This is a genomic window from Streptomyces sp. HUAS MG56, assembly GCF_058673395.1.
On sequence record NZ_CM178722.1, the window covers coordinates 1,318,762 to 1,337,621 of the forward strand.

Annotated in this window: 14 protein-coding genes; 9 read left to right on the plus strand and 5 right to left on the minus strand. The window is 70.6% G+C overall.

The annotated features are described in order from the left end of the window. Window positions 1–237: 237 nt before the first annotated feature. Window positions 238–1,038: an alpha/beta fold hydrolase gene (locus AC4OXY_RS06645; RefSeq protein ID WP_376294836.1), complete on the minus strand. Its 801-nt coding sequence runs from the start codon at window positions 1,036–1,038 to the stop codon at window positions 238–240. 299 nt (window positions 1,039–1,337) lie between these two features. Here AC4OXY_RS06645 and AC4OXY_RS06650 point away from each other — a divergent pair, with 299 nt between their 5' ends. From AC4OXY_RS06650 to AC4OXY_RS06665, 4 genes are all read left to right on the plus strand, one after another. Then, window positions 1,338–2,285: a GlxA family transcriptional regulator gene (locus AC4OXY_RS06650; RefSeq protein ID WP_402068039.1), complete on the plus strand. Its 948-nt coding sequence runs from the start codon at window positions 1,338–1,340 to the stop codon at window positions 2,283–2,285. A 158-nt stretch (window positions 2,286–2,443) separates the two neighbouring features. Next, the gene (locus AC4OXY_RS06655) at window positions 2,444–3,484 is read left to right on the plus strand and encodes a vWA domain-containing protein (protein WP_356031123.1); all 1,041 of its coding nucleotides are present in this window, start codon (window positions 2,444–2,446) and stop codon (window positions 3,482–3,484) included. Window positions 3,485–4,282: 798 nt separating this feature from the next. Continuing rightward, window positions 4,283–6,034, plus strand: coding sequence for a sigma-70 family RNA polymerase sigma factor (locus AC4OXY_RS06660; protein WP_491993416.1), 1,752 nt, complete (start codon window positions 4,283–4,285; stop codon window positions 6,032–6,034). Between the two features lie 462 nt (window positions 6,035–6,496). Further along, the gene (locus AC4OXY_RS06665) at window positions 6,497–7,267 is read left to right on the plus strand and encodes an SDR family oxidoreductase (protein ID WP_356031238.1); all 771 of its coding nucleotides are present in this window, start codon (window positions 6,497–6,499) and stop codon (window positions 7,265–7,267) included. 72 nt (window positions 7,268–7,339) lie between these two features. Here AC4OXY_RS06665 and AC4OXY_RS06670 read toward each other — a convergent pair whose 3' ends face one another. Beyond that, a complete protein-coding gene (locus tag AC4OXY_RS06670) occupies window positions 7,340–8,236 on the minus strand; it encodes a LysR family transcriptional regulator (protein WP_376294827.1) in 897 nt (298 codons plus the stop codon). Between the two features lie 1,285 nt (window positions 8,237–9,521). Between AC4OXY_RS06670 and AC4OXY_RS06675 the strand changes: the two genes are divergently transcribed. Further along, a complete protein-coding gene (locus AC4OXY_RS06675; protein WP_491993417.1) occupies window positions 9,522–10,223 on the plus strand; it encodes a Clp protease N-terminal domain-containing protein in 702 nt (233 codons plus the stop codon). A 181-nt stretch (window positions 10,224–10,404) separates the two neighbouring features. On the opposite strand, the gene AC4OXY_RS06680 is transcribed toward AC4OXY_RS06675, so the two are convergent. Together AC4OXY_RS06680 and AC4OXY_RS06685 are read right to left on the minus strand one after the other, a co-directional pair. Continuing rightward, window positions 10,405–11,781 carry a hypothetical protein gene (locus AC4OXY_RS06680; protein ID WP_491993418.1) on the minus strand — a complete coding sequence of 459 codons (1,377 nt, stop codon included), beginning with the start codon at window positions 11,779–11,781 and terminating at the stop codon, window positions 10,405–10,407. A 133-nt stretch (window positions 11,782–11,914) separates the two neighbouring features. Further along, window positions 11,915–12,322: a nuclear transport factor 2 family protein gene (locus tag AC4OXY_RS06685; protein ID WP_491993419.1), complete on the minus strand. Its 408-nt coding sequence runs from the start codon at window positions 12,320–12,322 to the stop codon at window positions 11,915–11,917. 138 nt (window positions 12,323–12,460) lie between these two features. Between AC4OXY_RS06685 and AC4OXY_RS06690 the strand changes: the two genes are divergently transcribed. Beyond that, window positions 12,461–13,297, plus strand: coding sequence for a MerR family transcriptional regulator (locus AC4OXY_RS06690; RefSeq protein WP_376294820.1), 837 nt, complete (start codon window positions 12,461–12,463; stop codon window positions 13,295–13,297). On the opposite strand, the gene AC4OXY_RS06695 is transcribed toward AC4OXY_RS06690, so the two are convergent. Then, complete coding sequence (locus AC4OXY_RS06695; RefSeq protein ID WP_491993420.1) at window positions 13,237–14,364, minus strand: hypothetical protein; 1,128 nt, start codon at window positions 14,362–14,364, stop codon at window positions 13,237–13,239. The two genes, AC4OXY_RS06690 and AC4OXY_RS06695, sit on opposite strands and share 61 nt — an antisense overlap. 392 nt (window positions 14,365–14,756) lie before the next feature. Here AC4OXY_RS06695 and AC4OXY_RS06700 point away from each other — a divergent pair, with 392 nt between their 5' ends. The 3 genes from AC4OXY_RS06700 to AC4OXY_RS06710 all read left to right on the plus strand — a co-directional run bounded on the left by AC4OXY_RS06700 (window position 14,757) and on the right by AC4OXY_RS06710 (window position 18,592). After that, a complete protein-coding gene (locus AC4OXY_RS06700; protein WP_491993421.1) occupies window positions 14,757–15,485 on the plus strand; it encodes a hypothetical protein in 729 nt (242 codons plus the stop codon). A gap of 319 nt (window positions 15,486–15,804) precedes the next feature. Next, the gene (locus AC4OXY_RS06705) at window positions 15,805–17,145 is read left to right on the plus strand and encodes an MFS transporter (protein ID WP_356031136.1); all 1,341 of its coding nucleotides are present in this window, start codon (window positions 15,805–15,807) and stop codon (window positions 17,143–17,145) included. Between the two features lie 145 nt (window positions 17,146–17,290). Continuing rightward, a complete protein-coding gene (locus AC4OXY_RS06710; protein WP_491993422.1) occupies window positions 17,291–18,592 on the plus strand; it encodes a condensation domain-containing protein in 1,302 nt (433 codons plus the stop codon). Window positions 18,593–18,860 lie beyond the last annotated feature (268 nt).

Here is an 18,860-nt window from a genome sequence, read left to right on the forward strand (position 1 = left end):
CGCAGGCGACGAACAGCAACTCGGAGGTCGGGCCGCTCGAAGGCGGACAGGTGTGCATCGGTGATCGCGATGTGTCTCTCTCGTCAGGTGCCCGGGCACGGGGTAGATCGGTACGGTCGCCGGGTGGCGCCTTGATCGGTGGATGCGGGCGGGGAACAGGGGCGGCTGTACGGCCCATGGAGCGGTGTCCGGTCACCCCGCGGGAGGGTGATGCGCGGCTGAAGTGCCGTGCTCTGTCTACAGCTGAGCGACGAACGCATCAATGTGCGCGGCCACTTGGTCGGGCACCTCAAGGGGCGAGAGGTGGCCGGTGCCCCTCAGGACAGTCAGTGAGGCGGTCGGGATCAGCGGCAGCAGGTGGTCGGCAAGCACGGTCGGGGGCTCGACCTTGTCGTGGCTGCCTGCGAGAACCAGTACCGGCACCTCGATGGCCGAGACACCGGCCGACACGTCCTGGACCAGGCCCTGGCGCGGCCAGGCGAGACGGGCCTGGTCGCCTCCGCGCAGACTGTCCTCGACCACCTGCCGGCGCAGCTCGGGAGTCAGCCCGCCGTGGGTCAGCATCAGGTCGATGCTCTGAAGAACCGCCTCCTCGTTGTCGTAGGCGTGGGCAATCGTCTCCTGCATGTGCGCGGTCACTCCGACCGGTGCGGGCGGCGCGGGCGCCACGAGGACGACTCCCGTCAGGCCCGCGGGCTTGCGTGCGGCCAGCATCTGGGCCACCTTGCCGCCCATAGAGTGCCCGACGAGCACATGGCGGGAGTCTCCGAGCACGTCGATGACCCGCTGCGCGTCGTCCGCGAGCTGCTCCAGGTCGTAAGGTCCCGGCACGCTCGTGGAGTCGCCCCATCCGCGGTGGTCGTAGGCCACGAAGCCCTGCCCGGGGTCCAGACGCTGCAGCACCGGGATCCAGGTGCGCCGCGATCCTCCCCAGTAGTGGAGGAAGATCAGAGCCGGGCCGTCACCCTCGCGGACGTGGGCGTACACCTGTCCACCCCGCACGTCGAAGAAGCGGCCCACCACATTCTGCGAAGTCACAGTCAACTCCTCGTCCACGGCCGGGACTCTCGGGCCGGTCCACTGGTGTGTGGAGCCGGTTGCCCCGCGTTCGCGTTTCGATCCTGCTCCGGAGCCTCCCATCCACGCCACGGCTCATCTGCCCGCATGCGCATTTTTTGGGCCATGAATGGGGCCAATGCATGGTGCAGATGGGCCACTGCTCTTCGGGCGGATGATCCGGGTCTGAACAGGAGATTTACCCACGTGACGCCCCTTGGTCCGGGAAGGGCGACTGGCTCGCCCCCTCTGGGACAGGAGACGGCCGTAATATTACGGCCATGAACAGGCACCAGGTCATGGTCCTGGCGGTGGACGGCGTGCTGCCCATGGATCTGGGGATCCCCACGCAGATCTTCAACACCCGTCCGAACACCCCTTACGAGCTGACCGTGTGCGGGGACACCCAGGAGGCCGTGAGCACCAGCGCCGGTTTCACCCTCGGACTGACCGCGGGACTCGAAGCGCTCGCCGATGCGGACACGATCATCGTCCCGGGCTTCGAGGACTTCCGGCGCCCTCCGCACCCACGGGTGAGGGCCGCTCTCAAGCTCGCGGGCCGCGCCGGGATACGCATCGCCTCCATCTGCACCGGCGCCTTCGCCGTCGCCTCGGCCGGACTGCTGGACGGCCGTACCGTCACCACGCACTGGGCGAGCGCGGATGCCCTCGAAGAGCTCTACCCTCAGCTGCGCGTCGACCGCAACGTCCTCTACATCGACAACGGCACCGTCCTGACCTCCGCGGGCGTCACGGCCGGCATCGACCTGTGTCTGCACATGGTCCGCAAGGACCTCGGCGCAGCCGTCGCGAACGACATCGCCAGGGAGATCGTCGCCGCCCCGCACCGCGACGGCGGACAGGCCCAGTACATCGCGAGGAGCCTCCCCACCCCCCAGGCCACCACGCTCACCGAAACCCGGACATGGGCCCTGCGCCGCCTCGACGAAGACCTCAGCATCCCCCGCCTCGCCGACCACGCCGGCGTCTCCTTGCGCAGCCTGACCCGCCTATGGCGCCAGGAAACAGGTGTAAGCCCCCACCAATGGCTCCTTACCGCCCGCATCAACCGCGCGCGAGAACTCCTGGAGACCACCGACCTCCAGGTGGAACAGATCGCCACCCGGTGCGGCCTCGGCAGCGGCGCCAACATGCGCGCCCGATTCCGTGACACTGTCGGCACCACGCCCACGGCCTATCGCCGCGCCTTCCAGCACCAGGGTGGCTGACGGCGCAGGCAAGCGCGACGGGCGGAGCTGAGCGGGTCGGTGCGGGGCGGGGCGCAGGGCGAGCTGACACGCACCAGGGTCCACGTTGGGAGTCAAGATCGATTGTCAGTGGTGCGTGAGACGGTGGAAGCATCGAGTCGGAACGAGGGGGAGCTGTCTTGTCCGGAAGTCAGAACTACATCAATCACGTTGCTCTTGTGCTGGACGCCAGTTCGTCCATGTCGCATCTGAGTCGCAAGGTCGTCGAGGTCGCAGACCAGCAGATTGCCTATCTTGCCCGCCGGTCGAGGGAGCTGGACCAGGAGACTCGCGTCACCGTGTACGTCTTCGCGGACAAGGTGGAGTGCGTCATCTACGACAAGGACGTGCTGAGGATGCCGTCACTGAAGCAGTTGTACCGGGTCGGTGGCATGACTGCGCTGCTGGCGGCCGCACTGAAGTCACAGCGGGAGCTCGCGCAGACGGCTCAACTGTACGGCGACCACAGCTTCTTGACGTTCGTGCTCACCGACGGGCAGGAGAACGCAAGTCATCGCTGCCCCGGTGCCCCTGCCACGGACCCACGTGAACTGGTCGATGCCGTGGCCAAGATGATGGCGACTCAGGCGGACAACTGGACGCTGGCCGTCCTCGTGCCGGACCAGATGGGCAAGCGCGAGGCCATGCAGTGCGGTTTCCCGAAGGACAACATCGCCGTCTGGGACGCCACGAGCACACAGGGTCTGGAGGAGGCCGGGCAGGTCATCCAGGAGGCCACCGAGAAGTTCATGGTGGGGCGCACCCGGGGCATCCGGGGATCGCGGGCGGTGTTCTCCACGGGTGCCGAGGCGGTCAACAAGGACACCATCAAGGCGGCCGGCCTCACCCCGGTGAATCCGTCGCAGTACCAGCTGATAGCTGTGACTCGCGACGCGGCGATCCGGGACTGGGTCATCGCCTGCGGGCACACATACCGCACCGGCGGTGCGTTCTACCAACTGAGCAAGTCGGAAAAGGTCCAGGCACGAAAGCAGATCGCGGTACTGGAGAAGAAGACGGACCGGGTCTACACGGGGCCCGCGGCCCGGGCTCTGCTCGGCCTGCCGGGCGAGGAAGTTCGCGTCAAGCCGGACCACAACGACGACTTCACCATATTCGTGCAGAGCACCAGCGTGAACCGAAAGCTCGTCCCGAACACACGACTCCTGCTCATGGTCTGACATCCCCGGCCCACGGAACGGCCTACGCACCAGTGCCGACGCCGCTGTGCACCGGCCGGTGGGTCAGTGGCTGTCCGGCCGCCGCCGGCCCGGTGCGCTCGACGTCGACTACACCCTGGATGCCTATCCCGACACCCTGACCCACCTGCGCACCACCACCCGCCACACCCTGCACGCCACCCGACGAACCGGAGCGCGCTCCGTACGACGGACCGGAACACGGAGGGTCCCCCTCACACCCCACAGCACAGCCCGTTCACTCGCCGAAGCCCGATGTGGTGCACACGCGCGGAGGCCACAGGACGCCGCACGGTGAGCGCGAGCGCCCTGCCCCGCCACTCCCCCACTTCGCCAGTGCCGGTGGCGAGGGCAGTGGTGGCGGCGAGGGCGGGGGCAGGGTCGGACGGGTGCCCGGTCAGGCGGGGCACATAGCCGGCCGTGCAGCGAGGTGTCCGCCCGGTGGTCCACGGCCACGCCCGAGCGTGGCTCGGACAGCGGGACCTCGGCCGCAGTCGGCCGCCGCGCCCTGCCGGATACGGCCGAGGGGGGCAGGCGACCTCATCGGTCGAGCGCGTCCTGCCCGAACCCTGCAAGACGACGGACGCACATGGCACCGCTCTTTTGGAGCTCGGTGTGACCTCCTCCATTGCGGACGGTGTGTCGATGCTGTGAGCCTTCGCGGCAGACCACGCACCGAAGAAGTCGAGCAATTCTCCGAGTAACCGTTATCGGCGCCGCACCCAGCGGTCTCCCAGATATCGGACAGCACCGTTCGGCGTCGAGAACAGGGAAGTTTTGATGAGTACACAGCGCACGGAGGAGACGGCGGCACTGGTGAACGCCGCCCGAGCGGGAGATCCGGCGGCCCAGGACGCCCTGGTCAGCGCATATCTCCCGCTGGTCTACAACATCGTGGGCCGGGCGCTGAACGGCTCCATCGACGTCGACGACGTGGTCCAGGAGACCATGCTCCGCGCCCTCGACGCGCTCGGTGACCTGCGCACCCCCGAGAGCTTCCGCTCCTGGCTCGTGGCCATCGCCATGAACCGCGTGCGGGCATACCGGCACAACCGGCATTTCGCCCCCGCCGACGTCGAGGAAGCCGGCGAACTCGCGGACCCGGGCGCCGACTTCGTGGACCTGACCATCATGCGGCTCCAGCTGTCCGGGCAACGGCAGGAAACCGCCCGCGCGACCCGCTGGCTGGAGCCCGACGATCAGGAAGTGCTGGCGCTGTGGTGGCTGGAGTGTGCCGGTGAACTGACCCGCGCCGAGGTCGCCACAGCCCTGGAACTGTCACCCCAGCACACCGCTGTCCGCGTACAGCGGATGAAGGCACGCCTCGAAGCGGCCCGTGTGGTGGTACGGGCACTCGACACGCGCCCGCCGTGCGAGGACCAGCGCGCCCTGCTGGCCACCTGGGACGGACTGCCCTCGGCACTGTGGCGCAAACGAATAGCGCGCCACGCCCGGGACTGCACGCGCTGCGGCGGTCTGTGGCAGGGCCTGCTGCCCGCCGAGGGTCTGCTGGCCGGGCTGGCCCTGGTCGCGGCGTCGTCGGCGCTGCTCGCCGCCACCCGCTCGGCCGTCGCCACGGCCCCGGTCGCGGCAACCACCCCGTTCCCGGCGCAGCCCGGCCCCTCCCCGGCCGACGGCGGCGCCGGGTACGGCGTCCCTTCCTCTGCCGAGCCGTACGCAGGCGGCGGCCACTCGGCTGCCCGGCCGGGCTTCGGCCCGAGCGGCGCCGCACCGGCCTCCGCCTCCGGCGAAGGCCCGGGTGGGGCCGGGCACCGTGCGGAGCCCGGCCGGCAGGAGTCCCGCAGCAAAGCCCGGCGGCGCCGACGCATACGACGGCGGGCCGCCGGCACAGCCGTCGCGGTGGCGGGCTTGGCGGGCGCCTGCATCTGGTATGCAGGCTCGAACCCCGCACCGCACACCACCGCCGCCGAACGCTCCTCCGACGACCCGGCCGTCGACGCCGCGAAACCCAGCGCAGCACTGGCCTCGTCCTCGCCCTCGGCGTCCCCGTCGCCCTCCCCGACCCACACGAAGAAGAAGAGTCCCGCCAAGAAGAGCCCCCGACCCGTCCGGACAACCGACACACCCGCTCCCCGGTCGACCGTCACCACCAGCGCTCCCACCGCACCGCAGGCACCGCCGACGGCCTCCGGACAGGTCGCCCAGGTCATCACGCTGGTGAACCAGCAGCGAGCGACCGCCGGATGCTCGCCGGTCAGCGAGAACGCGGACCTGGACAGGGCCGCTCAGGGCCACTCCGACGACATGGCCGCCCGCAACTACTTCGACCACGTCAGCCCGGACGGCACCGACCCCGGACAGCGCATCACCGCGGCGGGCTACCAGTGGTCGACATACGGCGAGAACATCGCCAAGGGCCAGTCGAGCCCGCAGGCCGTGATGGACGCGTGGATGAACAGCCCCGGCCATCGGGCCAACATCCTCAACTGCGCCTTCAAGGAAATAGGCGTGGGCGTCAACCAGGCCTCCGGCGGCCCGCTGTGGACCCAGGACTTCGGTACCAAACTCTGACGGGCCTCTGACCGTGGGTCGGCGCGCGGGCTACGGGACTGCCTCCAAGCTGGTGACGAGCGCGTTGGTCCAACGGCTCACGCTCCGACACCCTGCTGCCTCAAGCACGCTCGGCGCTCTCCCGTGTGGCGGCCTACGACGGCCTGCTGTCCTGCGTCGCCGTCCCCATCGGCCGGCGCTCCGCCCGTACCGTCACGCTGCCTACCGTCGGTCGCGGCGCGGACCGGATCTTCGCGTGGGGCCGGTTGGCCGGCCGCTGGCCTTGGACAGGTTCTCGCCGGGCGCCATAGGAATTGCCTATGCCCCCTGCTGGCATTTCGTCTTTGCCTCTCGCTCTTTTCCGTACGTACCGTGAAGCAGCTCGACGCGGCGACAGGCGCGATTCTTTCGAAGATTCACGCGCTGCGCACGTCGAATCTTTTCTGTCGGGCGGACAATTACGCGATCGAGAGGACCAATGGCATGACCACGATCGATAACGGATCGGGAACGCGAGAGCTCAAGGGAAAGCGAGCCCTCGTCACGGGTGGTTCTCGCGGAATCGGAGCGGCCGTCGTGCGCCAACTCCTGGACGCGGGTGCCGAGGTGCTCACGACCGCCAGGTCGGCGACGAGCGCAGTGCCGGAGGGGGCCACCCTGGTGCCGGCCGACGTCCGGACACGTGCTGGATTGGAGACGCTCGCCGCGGCCGCGCAGGAAGTGCTCGGCGGGGTGGACGTCCTGGTCCACAACGCCGGTGGGGCGCGACCGTACAAGGATGCTTCGGCCATTCCCGACGAGGAATGGCAGGACGCGCTGGACTTCAACTACCTGGCATCGGTTCGGCTGGACTCGCTGCTGGTACCGGGGATGCGGGAACGGCGTTCGGGGACGATCGTGCACGTCTCCTCGGCCGTGGTCCCCACCCCGGTAGGCCCGTTCCTGCACTACACGGCGGCGAAGGCGGCGCTGGAGAACTACAGCCGGGGGCTGGCCTCGGAACTGGCCCCGTTCGGGATCCGGGTCAACACAGTGACTCCTGGCAAGGTCGTAACCCCAGGCGGCGAAGCAACGCGGGAGCAGTGGGCGCGCCTGGACCCGACACTGGTCCAGAACACCACCACCGTGCCGCTGGGGCGTGACGGCCAACCGGACGACATCGCCCACGCGGTGCTGTTCCTCGTGTCCGACCGGGCGAGCTGGCTGACCGGGAGCAATCTCGTCGTGGACGGCGGAGAATTCCCCAGGGGTTGACGCCGACGTAATTCCGGGGCACATTGTGCGGCAAAAGGAATTCAGCGGCACCCGCTTCCCTCCACCAGGCCGTCAGGGCACCGGTGAGAAGAAATCGGAATCGGACCACATCTCCTGACGCAGGAATTCGAGCAGGGCCGTCTCCGCCGGGCCCGCGCCGGCCCGGAGCACGGCGATGACGGGCTGGGACACGACGGGGAACACCGGGCGCACGAGGTGCTCGTGACCATGGGGGACCGCGGAGGCCGGGACGAGCGTCACCCCCAGCCCGTGGGCGGCCCAGCGCACGGCCGTCGCGGTCTGGGACACGCGGGCGACCGTGGTCGGGGTCAGATCGTTCTCCCGCAGCACGTTCAGCAGCACGCCGTCGAGCGCGCTGTCACGGTCGAACCTCACCCACGGCTCCCCCTCCAGCTCGCGCAGATCCACCCGGTCCGCGGCGAGCTGCCGGTGCCCGGCGCCCAGCACCACGACGAACTCCTCGTCGCCGAGGTGGTGGGCGTCGGCGGGGCTCCGCTCGCACGCCGCCATCAGGGCGAGGTCCAGCACACCCCGGCGGCACAGCCGTTCCAGCTCGGCGGAGCTCGGCTCCTCGAAGACGGTGACCTCCAGCCGTGGGAAGCGGCGGCGCAGCGCGCCCAGCGCGCCCGGCAGCTGCCGCGTGCCGAAGCCCAACTGCGCCGCGACCACCAGCTCGCCCACCAGTTCATCGGCACCGGCCCGCGCCGTCGCCCTCGCCCGCCGTGCCGCGCTGACCGCGACCTCCGCCTCCCGCAGAAAGGCGCGGCCGACCACGGTGGGCACCAGTCCGGTCGGGGTGCGGGCGAACAGTTCCACGCCGAGTTCCCGCTCCAGGTTACGGATCTGCTGGGACATCGACGGTTGGGCGACGTGCAGCAGCTCCGCCGCCGCCGTCACCGAGCCCTCCGCGGCGACGGCCAGGGCGTACTCGAACTGACGAAGGCTCATCGGCTCCCGTTCCCTCCCTGCGGTGGACCGCGGTCCCCCCATGTCAACGTCGTCATGGTAAGTCCGACCAGCAGGCAGTACCGGGGATCTTGGCTGCGAGGACATCGGCGTACTCGATCGTCGGCGGGTGCGCGAACAACTCCTGGAGCCGGGCCAGGCGGGCACGGCCTGCCTCCAGGTGCTGCGGTGCCCGGTTGCTCCTCGACGTCCGTGAGCGCCGCGGTGATGGCGGCCTGAACCTCTTCCTCGTGTCCCGGCCGGGCCTCGATCCGGACGGACAACCCCAAGTTGACCATGGGCGACGCGGGCACCTGGCTGTTGGACGGTGTCAGGCGGATCTGGTTGTTGTCGTTGCGGGCGGGGCCGATCCCGTCGAGTTGTCCTGGTTCAGCCGCAAAGTGCACCTCTGCATGGCCGTTGAGGTACGTCGGCCGGCCGGTGCGCAGCAGGTTCTCGTCGGCGCGCAGGAGGTCGAGGAGTCCGGGGCGACCCTCTCACCCGACCACGGCTTCGCCACGGGCTTCGACCCGGTTGGCCTGTGTGTCGTGACGGTCGCCGGATTCGTCCGGCCGCCGTCCCAGGTGTCATGGGTCGGAGCCGGTGATCGATCGAGCTCACGCGGCTCAGGGCCCCATCGGTATCCGGCCCCTCTTCAGCAGGCTTCGCTGCCCAAGGACACTTGCGGTCCCGTGATGCTTGGTCCGCCGTTGAGACGGCGGTCGCGCACCACCGATGACTCTTCTGCGCCGCGTCGCCACCGTCGGCGCGGTCGAGGTGCCCCATCGGGGCTGGGGCACCTCTCCGTCGTACCGATCCGCTCCATGGATGCGTTGCGGACCGCGCTACGGCTGCGCTGGGCCGCCGTTCACGCAGTCGGAGAAATGAGTGCCCCTGCCCACTCCGGTGATCGAAGTGAGTGCGCACAGAAGCGTACGGTCCATATCCCCGGTCGGCGCAGTGGCGACGCTGCCGTTGCCACCGTCGCCGCTGTCGGCATGAGCTGGAGCAGCCACGGCGATGGCGGCCAAGGCGAGCGCTGCGGTCGTGATGATCTTTCGCATACCCCGGCAACGATCACGACAGCCAAGGGACACGCAGCGGTGCCGATCAGCCTGGCGGGGCGGGACCCGTCCGGCACAGCCCGGCACCGTCCGCCCGGGACACTCACGGTGGAGCTCGGCTCGCATCCCGTAGCGCACCCTGGTCAGCGGGACGGCCAGCGGAGCGCCGCATCGATCGTCAATTACAAGTTGACGGCGACCGATCGTCAACTTAAAATTGACGCATGAGCCCACTCGACATCAGCCTCGCCGACCTGATCGCCCGGCTCGACGAGGAACTCCCCGACGCCAACGAACTGGCCCGCATCAGCGAGGCGCGACTTCGCGCCCAGACGCTGTCCGACCTCGGTGACCAGCTCATCGACCACTACGTCAGCAAGGCAAAGCAGACCGGCGCGTCATGGACCGAGATCGGCGACGCCATCGGCGTGTCCAAACAGGCCGCCCAGCAACGCCACACGCCCGCCGCGTTCGAGCGGTTCACCAACCTGAACCGGCACGGCATCGTGCTGGCACAGGAGGCCGCCCGAACGCACAAGCACGACTTCATCGGCACCGAACACATGCTCCTCGGCCTGCTCGGCGAACCGCGGGGCCTGGCGTATGAGGTGCTGGTGGCGAAGACCGGGTCGGAGCAACGCATCCGCGACGCGATCGAGGAAGCGATGCCGCCGGCCGGGGAGAAGGCACTGCGGGGTCACATCGCCTTCCGGCCGGAGAGCAAGGAGGCCATCGTCCAGGCACGCCGCGCGTCGGCCGACCTCGGCCACGACTGGGTCGGCACGGAACACACGCTGCTGGGCCTGATCCGCGTCGAGGAGAGCCCGGCCGCGCGGATCCTGCGCGGCCTCGGCTTCACGGCACATGAACTGCACGAGACGGTCAAGAACGAGATCGCCGAACGGCTCGCCGCGCGCGGCGAGTAGGAAGGAGACGATCGGCCGCCGCGAAGGACCGGACCGGCACGGCTTTCCCATCCGACGCGGGGCGGTGCGCTGGTGCCACCGCCCCGCCCGACGTCGGCAACCTCGAACGTGGTCGCGGCGCGGCCACGAAGCACTCGGGTGAGGCGGGGCGGGACCCGATGTGCCGGGGCACACGGCTCGGTCAGCCGAGTGAGCTGTCTACCGAGGACAACGGCACGGAGTACAGGACCCGTTGCGGAATCGCGGTATCGGTTCCCGTCCAGTGCCCCGCGCTGTCGGCCGCCCATTCGGTGAGCGTCCACATCCGGCCCGTACTCCACCAGTAGGACATGCTCTCGGTGTGCTGGCCCCAGCAGGCGTACGTGATGTCCTGCCCGCAGTTGGCGGCCCCCTTGGCCCCGCTGGTGTTCTGCCGCCACAGGATGCCGTGCTGGCCGACGCCGCCGCGCGCATCGTCGACATAGAAGTTCGGTGTGCCGCCGCTGGTGGCGCTGTGCGACAGCACTCCCTGCAGCCCGACGGCCTTCGTCTCGTACGCCGCCGAGGCGTTCACGTGGCCGCTGCTGTCCGTGGCGAGGTAGCCGGGCTCGGAGCTGAAGTCGTACCGCCAGATGCGGGCGGGCTGGGTACCTCCGGAGGAGAACCACTCGGTGGCGACCAGGCTGTCCGGCACACTGCTGCGGTCCAGCGAGATGGAGCCGAAGCACGGCCGGGAGTCGTCGTTGTCCGCGTTGCAGGCCCCGCCGGCGAGGCTGTAGGAGCCGATGGCCGGCATCACGTACTGATAGCCGTCCGCCGACCAGCCGCCGCTCACCTTGCCGATCGCGGAGCTGTTGACGGTGGCCTGGAGGATCCGCTTCATGTCGAAGACGTACATCACGTTGTTGTCGGCGTCCCCCTCCCACGACGTGACGATCAGCTTGTCCTGGTACCAGACCATGCCGCCGAGGTGGGACTTGAGCGCGCGGTAGTCGGTACCGCCGTTGAGCGGGATGACCGGCAGCACCCAGCGGTACTTGAAGTTGCCCGGATCGTTGGCGTCGATGAAGGCGATACGGCCCATGTGGTCGCTGGTCGTGGCGCCGTTCTGCCCCCACCCGGCCAGGATGACCTTGTTGGTGCCCCACATACCGTCGTTGTCCGCGTCCCCGGAAGAGGTCACGGACTGCGGCAGCCAGTCCTGCGTCACCGCGTCACCGGTGTCCCAGCAGTAGGCGGACTCAGCGGTCGGTTTCACCGGCAGGGCGGCGGTCTCGGTGCTGTGGCAGTCCGCCGCGTTCCGCATCGGATGGTTGGCACTGGCGAGCACCTGGTCGACCCCGCGGGACGTGCCCATCTCGCTCGCCAGGTTGTCGAGAGAAGCCGTAGGGACGCGGTGCTCGACCAGTTGGAGCTTGGACAGCTCCGAGGAGGAGGTGATCGTCGTCAGTGCCCCGGGGTTGTCGCCGGGTGCGGCCTGAGCGGTGCCCGCCAGAACAAGCAGCAGGGCCGCCGCCGCATGCACGGCGGCGGCCACAGCGGGCCTCAGGCGATTCTTGAATATTCCATGAGCCTTCATCTGACGGATGTTAAGACGATATTGACCGTGGCCCCAGGGAAAACGAACACGGGAACCGGACGAGGCGGGGCTGGGCCCGCTCTCTTCCCGCATCCCGTTCCGAGACGACCACGCGGGGCGGACCGGCCAGGCCCTATGCCTCGGGCAGTGGCTGGACGGTCAGGTGGTAGTCCTGAAGGATCCTGCCGTCGTCGTCGAGGGCGAGGAAGACCCGGGCGGCCCAGGCCACTTGGCCCACCTGGGGGCCCGAGGCGTACGTCAGCTGGACGGTGAGCATGACGATGTCGTCGTGAACAGTGACGTGGTCGTCGTGCGTGACGTGATAGGTGCCGGACGCGACGAACAGCCCGTACGCCTCCGCGACCCGGTCGACCAGTGCGTCGTGGCCGCGGAACTGGGTGCCCTCGACGAACTCGACGCCGTCCGCGGCCCACAGCTCGGCGACAGCGCGCCGGCGTGCGGCGGCGTCCGCCTCGCTCCAGACGGCGACGTAGCGACCGACGACCTCGTCGACATCGACGGCGGTGGTGATGTGTGACATGGAGGTCCGCTCCCTTGCTCGGTGTGATCGGCGGCCCGGTTCCGGCCGTGGGCAGCAGGCTTCCGGCGGCCGTCGCGGGAGAGTCAAGGCAAGGGCTCCGCCGGACTCTCCCCCTACGGGAGGCCGCACAATCGACGGGTGACGAGCCACCTGTCGATCGGGGACTTCTCCCGAGCCACCCACATGACCGTCAAAACCCTGCGCCACTACCACGAGCTCGGGCTGCTCGAACCAGCCGATGTGGATCCGAGGAGCGGATACCGGCGCTACTCGGCCGAGCAGATCCCCACGGCCCAGATCGTGCGCCGTTTCCGCGACCTCGGGATGCCTCTGGAGGAGATCAGAACGGTCCTGGCCGCCTCAGACGTTCCCACCCGCAATCGGCACATCAGCGCGCACCTTCACCGGCTGGAGGAGGAACTGGGCCGCACCCAGCGCGCCGTGGCGGCACTGCGCGACCTCCTGTCGGCGCCCGCCTCCGCCGACTTCCCCGGTATCGAGCTGCGCAGCGTCGGCGCCGTCCAGGCCGCGGCTATCACTGCGACGGTCGAGGGCCAGGACATGGCAGCCTGGTTCCAGGGCGCCCTCGGCGAACTGTTCGCGACGGTAGCGAGCCAGGGGCTGCGGGAGACCGGGCACGCCGGCGGCGTGTACGGGGACGAACTGTTCACCCTGCACCGGGGAGAGGCGACCGTCTTCGTGCCCTGCGACGGCCCCCTCCGCCCGGTCGGAAGGGTCCAACCTCTGCTCGTGCCACCGGCCGAACTCGCCGTGATCGAGCACTGCGGGCCGCCCTCGGAAGTCGACCGCGCCTACGGCACCCTGGCCGCGTACGTCGCACGTCACGCACTCGCCGTCCAGGGCCCGATGCGCGAGTACTACCTGCACAGCCGGCGCCACACCCCCGACAGCACTCAGTGGCGGACCGAAGTCTGCTGGCCCGTCTTCCGCACCAGCATCCCCGACCACACGTAGCCCCGCGGACGCCGATGAAGGCCGGCGTGCGTCTGTAGCGGTGCCGTAGGCGCCCTGCGCCTCGGCGGGGCAGAAGTGGTGATCGCCCACAACTGGCGGGTGGCCAGCGGGGGTTGAGCAACGTACTCAGCCGTCCGCCCGCCCGGATTCCGGATGCCGCGGATCGAAGACGGGTGACAGCGACAGTGACGGCGACAACGTCCGTCGCCCTCGGTGTGCCGCCATGCGGGACCGTACAAGCTCCCGGTCAACGACGCGGCTCCCCGCGCAGGCCCCGGCCCCGGTGTGCGAAGCTCAGCCCAGCCACCGGACACCATGCCCGAGATGTACCTGTTGGTGTCGGGCCGGCGCAGCAGCTCGGTCGTGAAGGTGCGGACCGGCGCGAGTTCCTCGTCCTGGGCCGGTCGACGGTGAGCAGGTCCGCGCCGGGCCGCGACGGCGAGTCGGGCCCGGATCTCCGCGTTGGCGAGCAGCGCCGGACGGCGGCGCACCCCGCGCGGTCCGCCGTCGGCCGCGCGGGTCTTCAGCGGCGCCGGAACCACCGGCAGACCGTTGATGCCCCGGATCAGGGCCCCCGATTCGCCGGAATCGAAGCGCTCGGGCAGGCATACGGTCCGGGTCGGGCACGGAAGTTCACGCTCGACGAGGGCGGCCGGGACCGCTCTCTCGCCGGGGCTGCCCGCGGCGACTCCGATCACGATCTCCTCGACACCGAACGCAGTCGCGGCCAGGCAGGCGCCGTCCGGTACCAGGTGCGGAGCGCCGCCGAGCGGCGTCTTGTCCGTGGCGCCGGCCGGTTCGCCCTCGGCGCCGTTCACCACGATGACCGGCGGCGCGCCGGTGCGGTCGGCGGTGGCGAGCACGACCTGGGCCGTGCGGGCGAACGGGAAGCCGGCGCCGCCGCGGCCGGACGGGGCGAGGGCTTCGGCCAGGGTGAGCAGAGCGTCCCGGTCCGGTTCGGCCAGTGGCGGGTGGACACGGGTGTGGGCGGCGAGGTCCAGGTGTGCGCTCAGCCGCGCAGAGTTCAGCCAGCGCGCCTCGGGCGGCCTCAACAGGGCGTGTTTCACTCGCTGCTCCCTGGCTGGGCCAGGCGTGGCGACCAGGACCCCGGTCTCGCGGCGTGCCGGGGCTGTCCGGGCGCGCCGGCACTCGGTGCGGAGCTGCGGGTGGCCAGAAAGCCGAGCGCCGCGACGGCGCACGCGAAGTAGTCCAGAAAGGCCATCAACCGCCGGGGAGGCCGGCGCCGGCGGCACGGCACGACAGCGCACATCGTCAGCCCGTGTCCCGGCCGGTGGCAACGGCCTCGGGTGCGGCCCACGGCCGTATCGACAGCCGCCATCGGCGGCGAACCCTCCGGCATCGGTGGGAGTTGCGGTCTACGACCGCGCGTCGTGGCCACCGAGCGGCGTATGACCAAGCTGTGCACAGCCGTTCGAAGCAACCTGCGATCATGAGGCGCATGCGAAGCAGAGGTCACGTGCGGGCAGCCGCCGTCGCAAGCTGTGGTGTCTTGTTGGTGCTGTCCCTCGCTGCGTGCGGCGCCGGGGGTCATCGGAGCGCCGCCGTGCGTGTCCAGGCGGACGCCGCCCGCCCTCGAAAGGCGGCCCTGAGGCGCGTACCCGGCATCGGGGATCGGTGGTGGAAACAGGTGCCGGCCGACTCGCGTCAGGTCGTGGCCGTGTTCGGGGCGGGCGAGAACTCCCCCGACTCCACCGTGGCGGTCTTCACCGAACACGGCTCCGGGTGGCGGCAGGAGCGGTCCTGGCCGGCGCACAACGGGCGGAAGGGCTGGACGACGCATCACCACGAGGGTGATCTGCGCAGCCCCGTGGGAGTGTTCACGCTGAGTGACGCGGGCGGTGTGCTCGCCGCGCCCTGGGCCAAGCTGCCGTACACCCGCTCCGCGGGCTTCCAGGCGCCCCGGTCCTGGAAGAGGTCGTATTGGCACGACTTCGACTACGTCATCGCCATCGACTACAACCGCGTCAAGGGCACCCCGCCCAACGACCCGGCCCGGCCGGAGGGGCAGTCGGAAGGCGGCGGCATCTGGCTGCACATGGACCACGGCAGCGGCACATCGGCGTGCATAAGCCAGTCCAAGTCGTCGATGGAGTACCTGCTGCACACCCTCGACCCCACGCTCCACCCTGTCGTGGTGATGGGAGAACGCACGGTGCTGAACGGCTGACGGAGCAACACCTGCGGTCGAGAATCGCATAGCCGACGGAACGAGAGGTTCCGCACGGTCGTGATCACGCATGTGCATTTTCGGTCAGGAATGAACTGACCACTCCATGTGAGGGGTGCCACTTGAGGCGCCCCTCGCATCCGCGTCGTCGCCCGCCCTCACCGAACCCGTGCGGCTTGGCCGGTGACGGTAATTCATGCGGGAGGAACCTCGTTTATGTGAAACTTTTCCTACCTTGGCGCCAAACAGACGCAAGAATCGACCGAAACTGACCGCGATCCTTTGACTCCGGATCGCAGTTTCGGTGAATGTCGCTCACATGTCCGTCACATCCCGAGCCGCCACCGGTGGCCCGATGCGCATACGCGACTTCCGGCTGCTGCTCGCGGGAGCTGCCACCGGACAGCTCGGCGCCCAGGTCACGCTGGTGGCCCTCCCCCTCGTGGCCGTCCTCGAACTGCACGCGTCCGCCTTCCAGGTGGGCCTGCTGACCGCCGCGGAGACCGCCGCCTTCCTGCTCGTCGGGCTCCCCGCCGGAGCACTGACGGACCGCATGCGCAAGCGCCCCCTGATGATCCGCGCGGACCTGGTGCGCGCCGCGGCGATGGCGACCGTCCCCGCCGCCGCGCTCGCCCACGTCCTGACGATGGCCCAGCTCTACGCCGTCGCGCTCGTCACCGGCGTGGCGACCGTGTTCTTCGACGTCGCCCACCAGAGCTACCTGCCGCAGATCCTCCCCCGCGAGCAGCTCGTGGCCGGCAACGGCGCTCTGGAGACGGTCCGGTCCACCGCCCAGGTGACGGGCCCCGGTGTCGGCGGCGGACTGGTGCAGCTCGCCGGAGCACACCTCGCCGTCATCGCCGACGCCATCGGCTACCTGCTCTCCGCCCTGTTCCTGCTGCGCGTCGAGCAGCCCGAGGAAACGCCCGCGGCGGCGGCCGGCGGGTCGCTGCGCAAGGAGATCGGCGAAGGCGTCCGGTTCGTCGTCGGCCACCCGCTCCTCCGCGTCATCGCCCTCACCACCGCCCTCGCCAACCTCTGCACGGCCGTCCTCATGGCGACACAGACCGTGCATCTCGTCCGCGTCGTCGGGCTGAAGCCGGGCGCGCTCGGGCTGGTGCTCTCCGGATCGGCCGTCGGCGGACTCCTGGGCGCCCTGTGCGCCGGGCGCCTCGCCGCCCGGCTGGGCCAGGCCCGGGTCATCCTCCTGTCCGTCATCGTGACCGGCCCGTTCGCCGTGCTCTGGCCGCTGTCCGGCCACGGAGTCCTCGGCGCGGTCCTCTTCGCCACCGGATCGACGGTCGTCTCCTTCGGCGCCGTCGTCTACAACGTCGCCCAGGTGAGCTTCCGTCAAGGGCTGTGCCCGCCGCGGCTGCTCGGCCGGATGAACGCCACGCTGCGCTTCCTCATGTGGGGCACCCTGCCGCTCGGCGCGCTCCTCGGCGGCGCTCTCGCCGGGTCCTTCGGGTCGCGTACGGCGCTCGCCTGGTGCGCCGCCGGCTTCCTCGCCGTACCGCTGCCGCTGCTGCTCTCCCCGCTGCGCCGGATGCGGGACCTGCCCGGACCCGGCGACCCCCAGGCGGGCGCGGCCCCCGGGAGCCCGCAGGAGACCACCACCGCGGACGGTGCCGAACAGTCCGCTCCCGCGCCCACCCACTGACCGCCCGACCCGAGCGGCACCGCCGGAACAGCTCCGCGCGAGCACCGCCCACCGGCCACCGCCGTACCCGTGCGGCAGGCCGCACATCGTCCGTACCCGCCACCGCCCCGTGCCGCGCCACCGCGGCCACGACTGAGAGGACCAAGTGCTCAGCATCACCGGCCAGTACCTGGCCCGCTTCCGGCGTCTCACCGCCGACGACCGGTCCGACGCCCTGCTGCCGGTCACCGGGGCACAGCGCCGCTTCGTACTGGTGCGTTCGCTGGACCCGTCGGGACGCCCCGACGTGGTGCCGATGTTCTTCGCCTTCCCGTACGGAGCCGTCGACCCCGAGCGTCTGCGGACAGCGGCCCGCCGGCTCGCCGCGCGGCACACCGTGCTGCGCTCGCGGCCGGCCGTCGTCCGCGGGACCCCCGTGCTGCGCGTCGGGGACCCGGACGTCCACGTGACCCGGCCGACTCCCGCTCCGGGCGAACGGCCCGCGGACACACTGCGCCGTGCGCTGGCCGACTGGGATCCGGACGGCCCACCACTGAGGCTCTTCCTGGTACGCGACACGGATCGCGAGGAGGACATCGTCGCCGTCGTCCTGGACCACGCGGTCTGCGACGGCCGCTCGCTGGCGCGGATCGTCGAGGAACTCGGCGCCGCGTACGCCGAGGACGCCACCGGGCCCCGTCCGCCAGCCGGGGAACGCGAGCGGACAGAAGCCGAACGCGCCGCCTACCGGGAAGCCGTCCTTCTCCAACTCGCCGCCGAGGAACGGGCGGAGACACCCGAGGCGACCGCGTACTGGGCGGACCGGCTGCACGCCCTGCGCGCCCAGGCCCCTGCGGCCCGCACCGCCCGCGTACCCGACGGCGCGCTCCCGAGCGGTGCAGCCCAGGCCCGGCTGCCCGCGCCCGACCACGGCGTACCCTTCCCCGCGCTGCTCGACGCCTGCCGCTCGGCGGCCCGCGCGCTGTACGGGCCGGGCCACGTCGTCCCGCTCGGCTACCCGTGGGGCGGCCGCCCCGCCGGTGCGGACCCGGTCGTCGGCTGCTTCCTCAACACCGTCGTCTTCCCCGCCGACACCCGGGACGAGCCCGCAGCGGGGGCGACGGCCGACGCCTGGTGGGACGACCTCGACCGGGCCGACGTCCCGTTCGACGTGGTCGTGGCCGCGGTGCGGGCGGCCGGCTCGGGCTGGACCGGTGCTCTCGACGGACTGCTGACCGTGGACGACGACAGCCGCCGGCCGCCGCTCAGACTGGCCGGTGTCGAGGGACGGGAGATCCACGTCGACGGCAGACCGGTCCGCGCTCCCTTCGCCGTCTCCGTCACCCAGGGAGCGGAGATCCGGCTGCGGATGGTGTGGGACCGCGCCGTCCTCGACGACGACACCGCACACCGGGCGCTCGACGCGCTCACCGAGGCGCTGCGCCCCGCGGAGCGGACCGTGCGCTGACCGCCTGCACCCGAACGCGGCCGAACCGCTGGGCAGTTCGGCAGGCAGGTCGGTGGGCAGTTCGGTGGGGCAGGCGCCGTTCGTGCACCCCTCCCTGCGCCACCAGCGCACCCGGCACACCGGAACGCACTCGCCGCGCGGAACGCATCGCACGCACCGGATGCGCGCAACCCGAAGCACTCTCACGCACCACCCCCTCTGACACGGCACCGCGCGATCCGCGGAGCCGCCCGCACGACCACCGCCGGCCACGACCGTGACCGGCGCC

Coding starts and splice junctions, on each gene's coding strand:
- AC4OXY_RS06650 (WP_402068039.1), top strand. CDS start 1,338: ATGAACAGGCACCAGGTCATGGTCCTGGCGGTGGACGGCGTGCTGCCC.
- AC4OXY_RS06660 (WP_491993416.1), top strand. CDS start 4,283: ATGAGTACACAGCGCACGGAGGAGACGGCGGCACTGGTGAACGCCGCC.
- AC4OXY_RS06665 (WP_356031238.1), top strand. CDS start 6,497: ATGACCACGATCGATAACGGATCGGGAACGCGAGAGCTCAAGGGAAAG.
- AC4OXY_RS06670 (WP_376294827.1), bottom strand. CDS start 8,236: ATGAGCCTTCGTCAGTTCGAGTACGCCCTGGCCGTCGCCGCGGAGGGC.
- AC4OXY_RS06675 (WP_491993417.1), top strand. CDS start 9,522: ATGAGCCCACTCGACATCAGCCTCGCCGACCTGATCGCCCGGCTCGAC.
- AC4OXY_RS06680 (WP_491993418.1), bottom strand. CDS start 11,781: ATGAAGGCTCATGGAATATTCAAGAATCGCCTGAGGCCCGCTGTGGCC.
- AC4OXY_RS06685 (WP_491993419.1), bottom strand. CDS start 12,322: ATGTCACACATCACCACCGCCGTCGATGTCGACGAGGTCGTCGGTCGC.
- AC4OXY_RS06700 (WP_491993421.1), top strand. CDS start 14,757: ATGCGAAGCAGAGGTCACGTGCGGGCAGCCGCCGTCGCAAGCTGTGGT.
- AC4OXY_RS06705 (WP_356031136.1), top strand. CDS start 15,805: ATGTCCGTCACATCCCGAGCCGCCACCGGTGGCCCGATGCGCATACGC.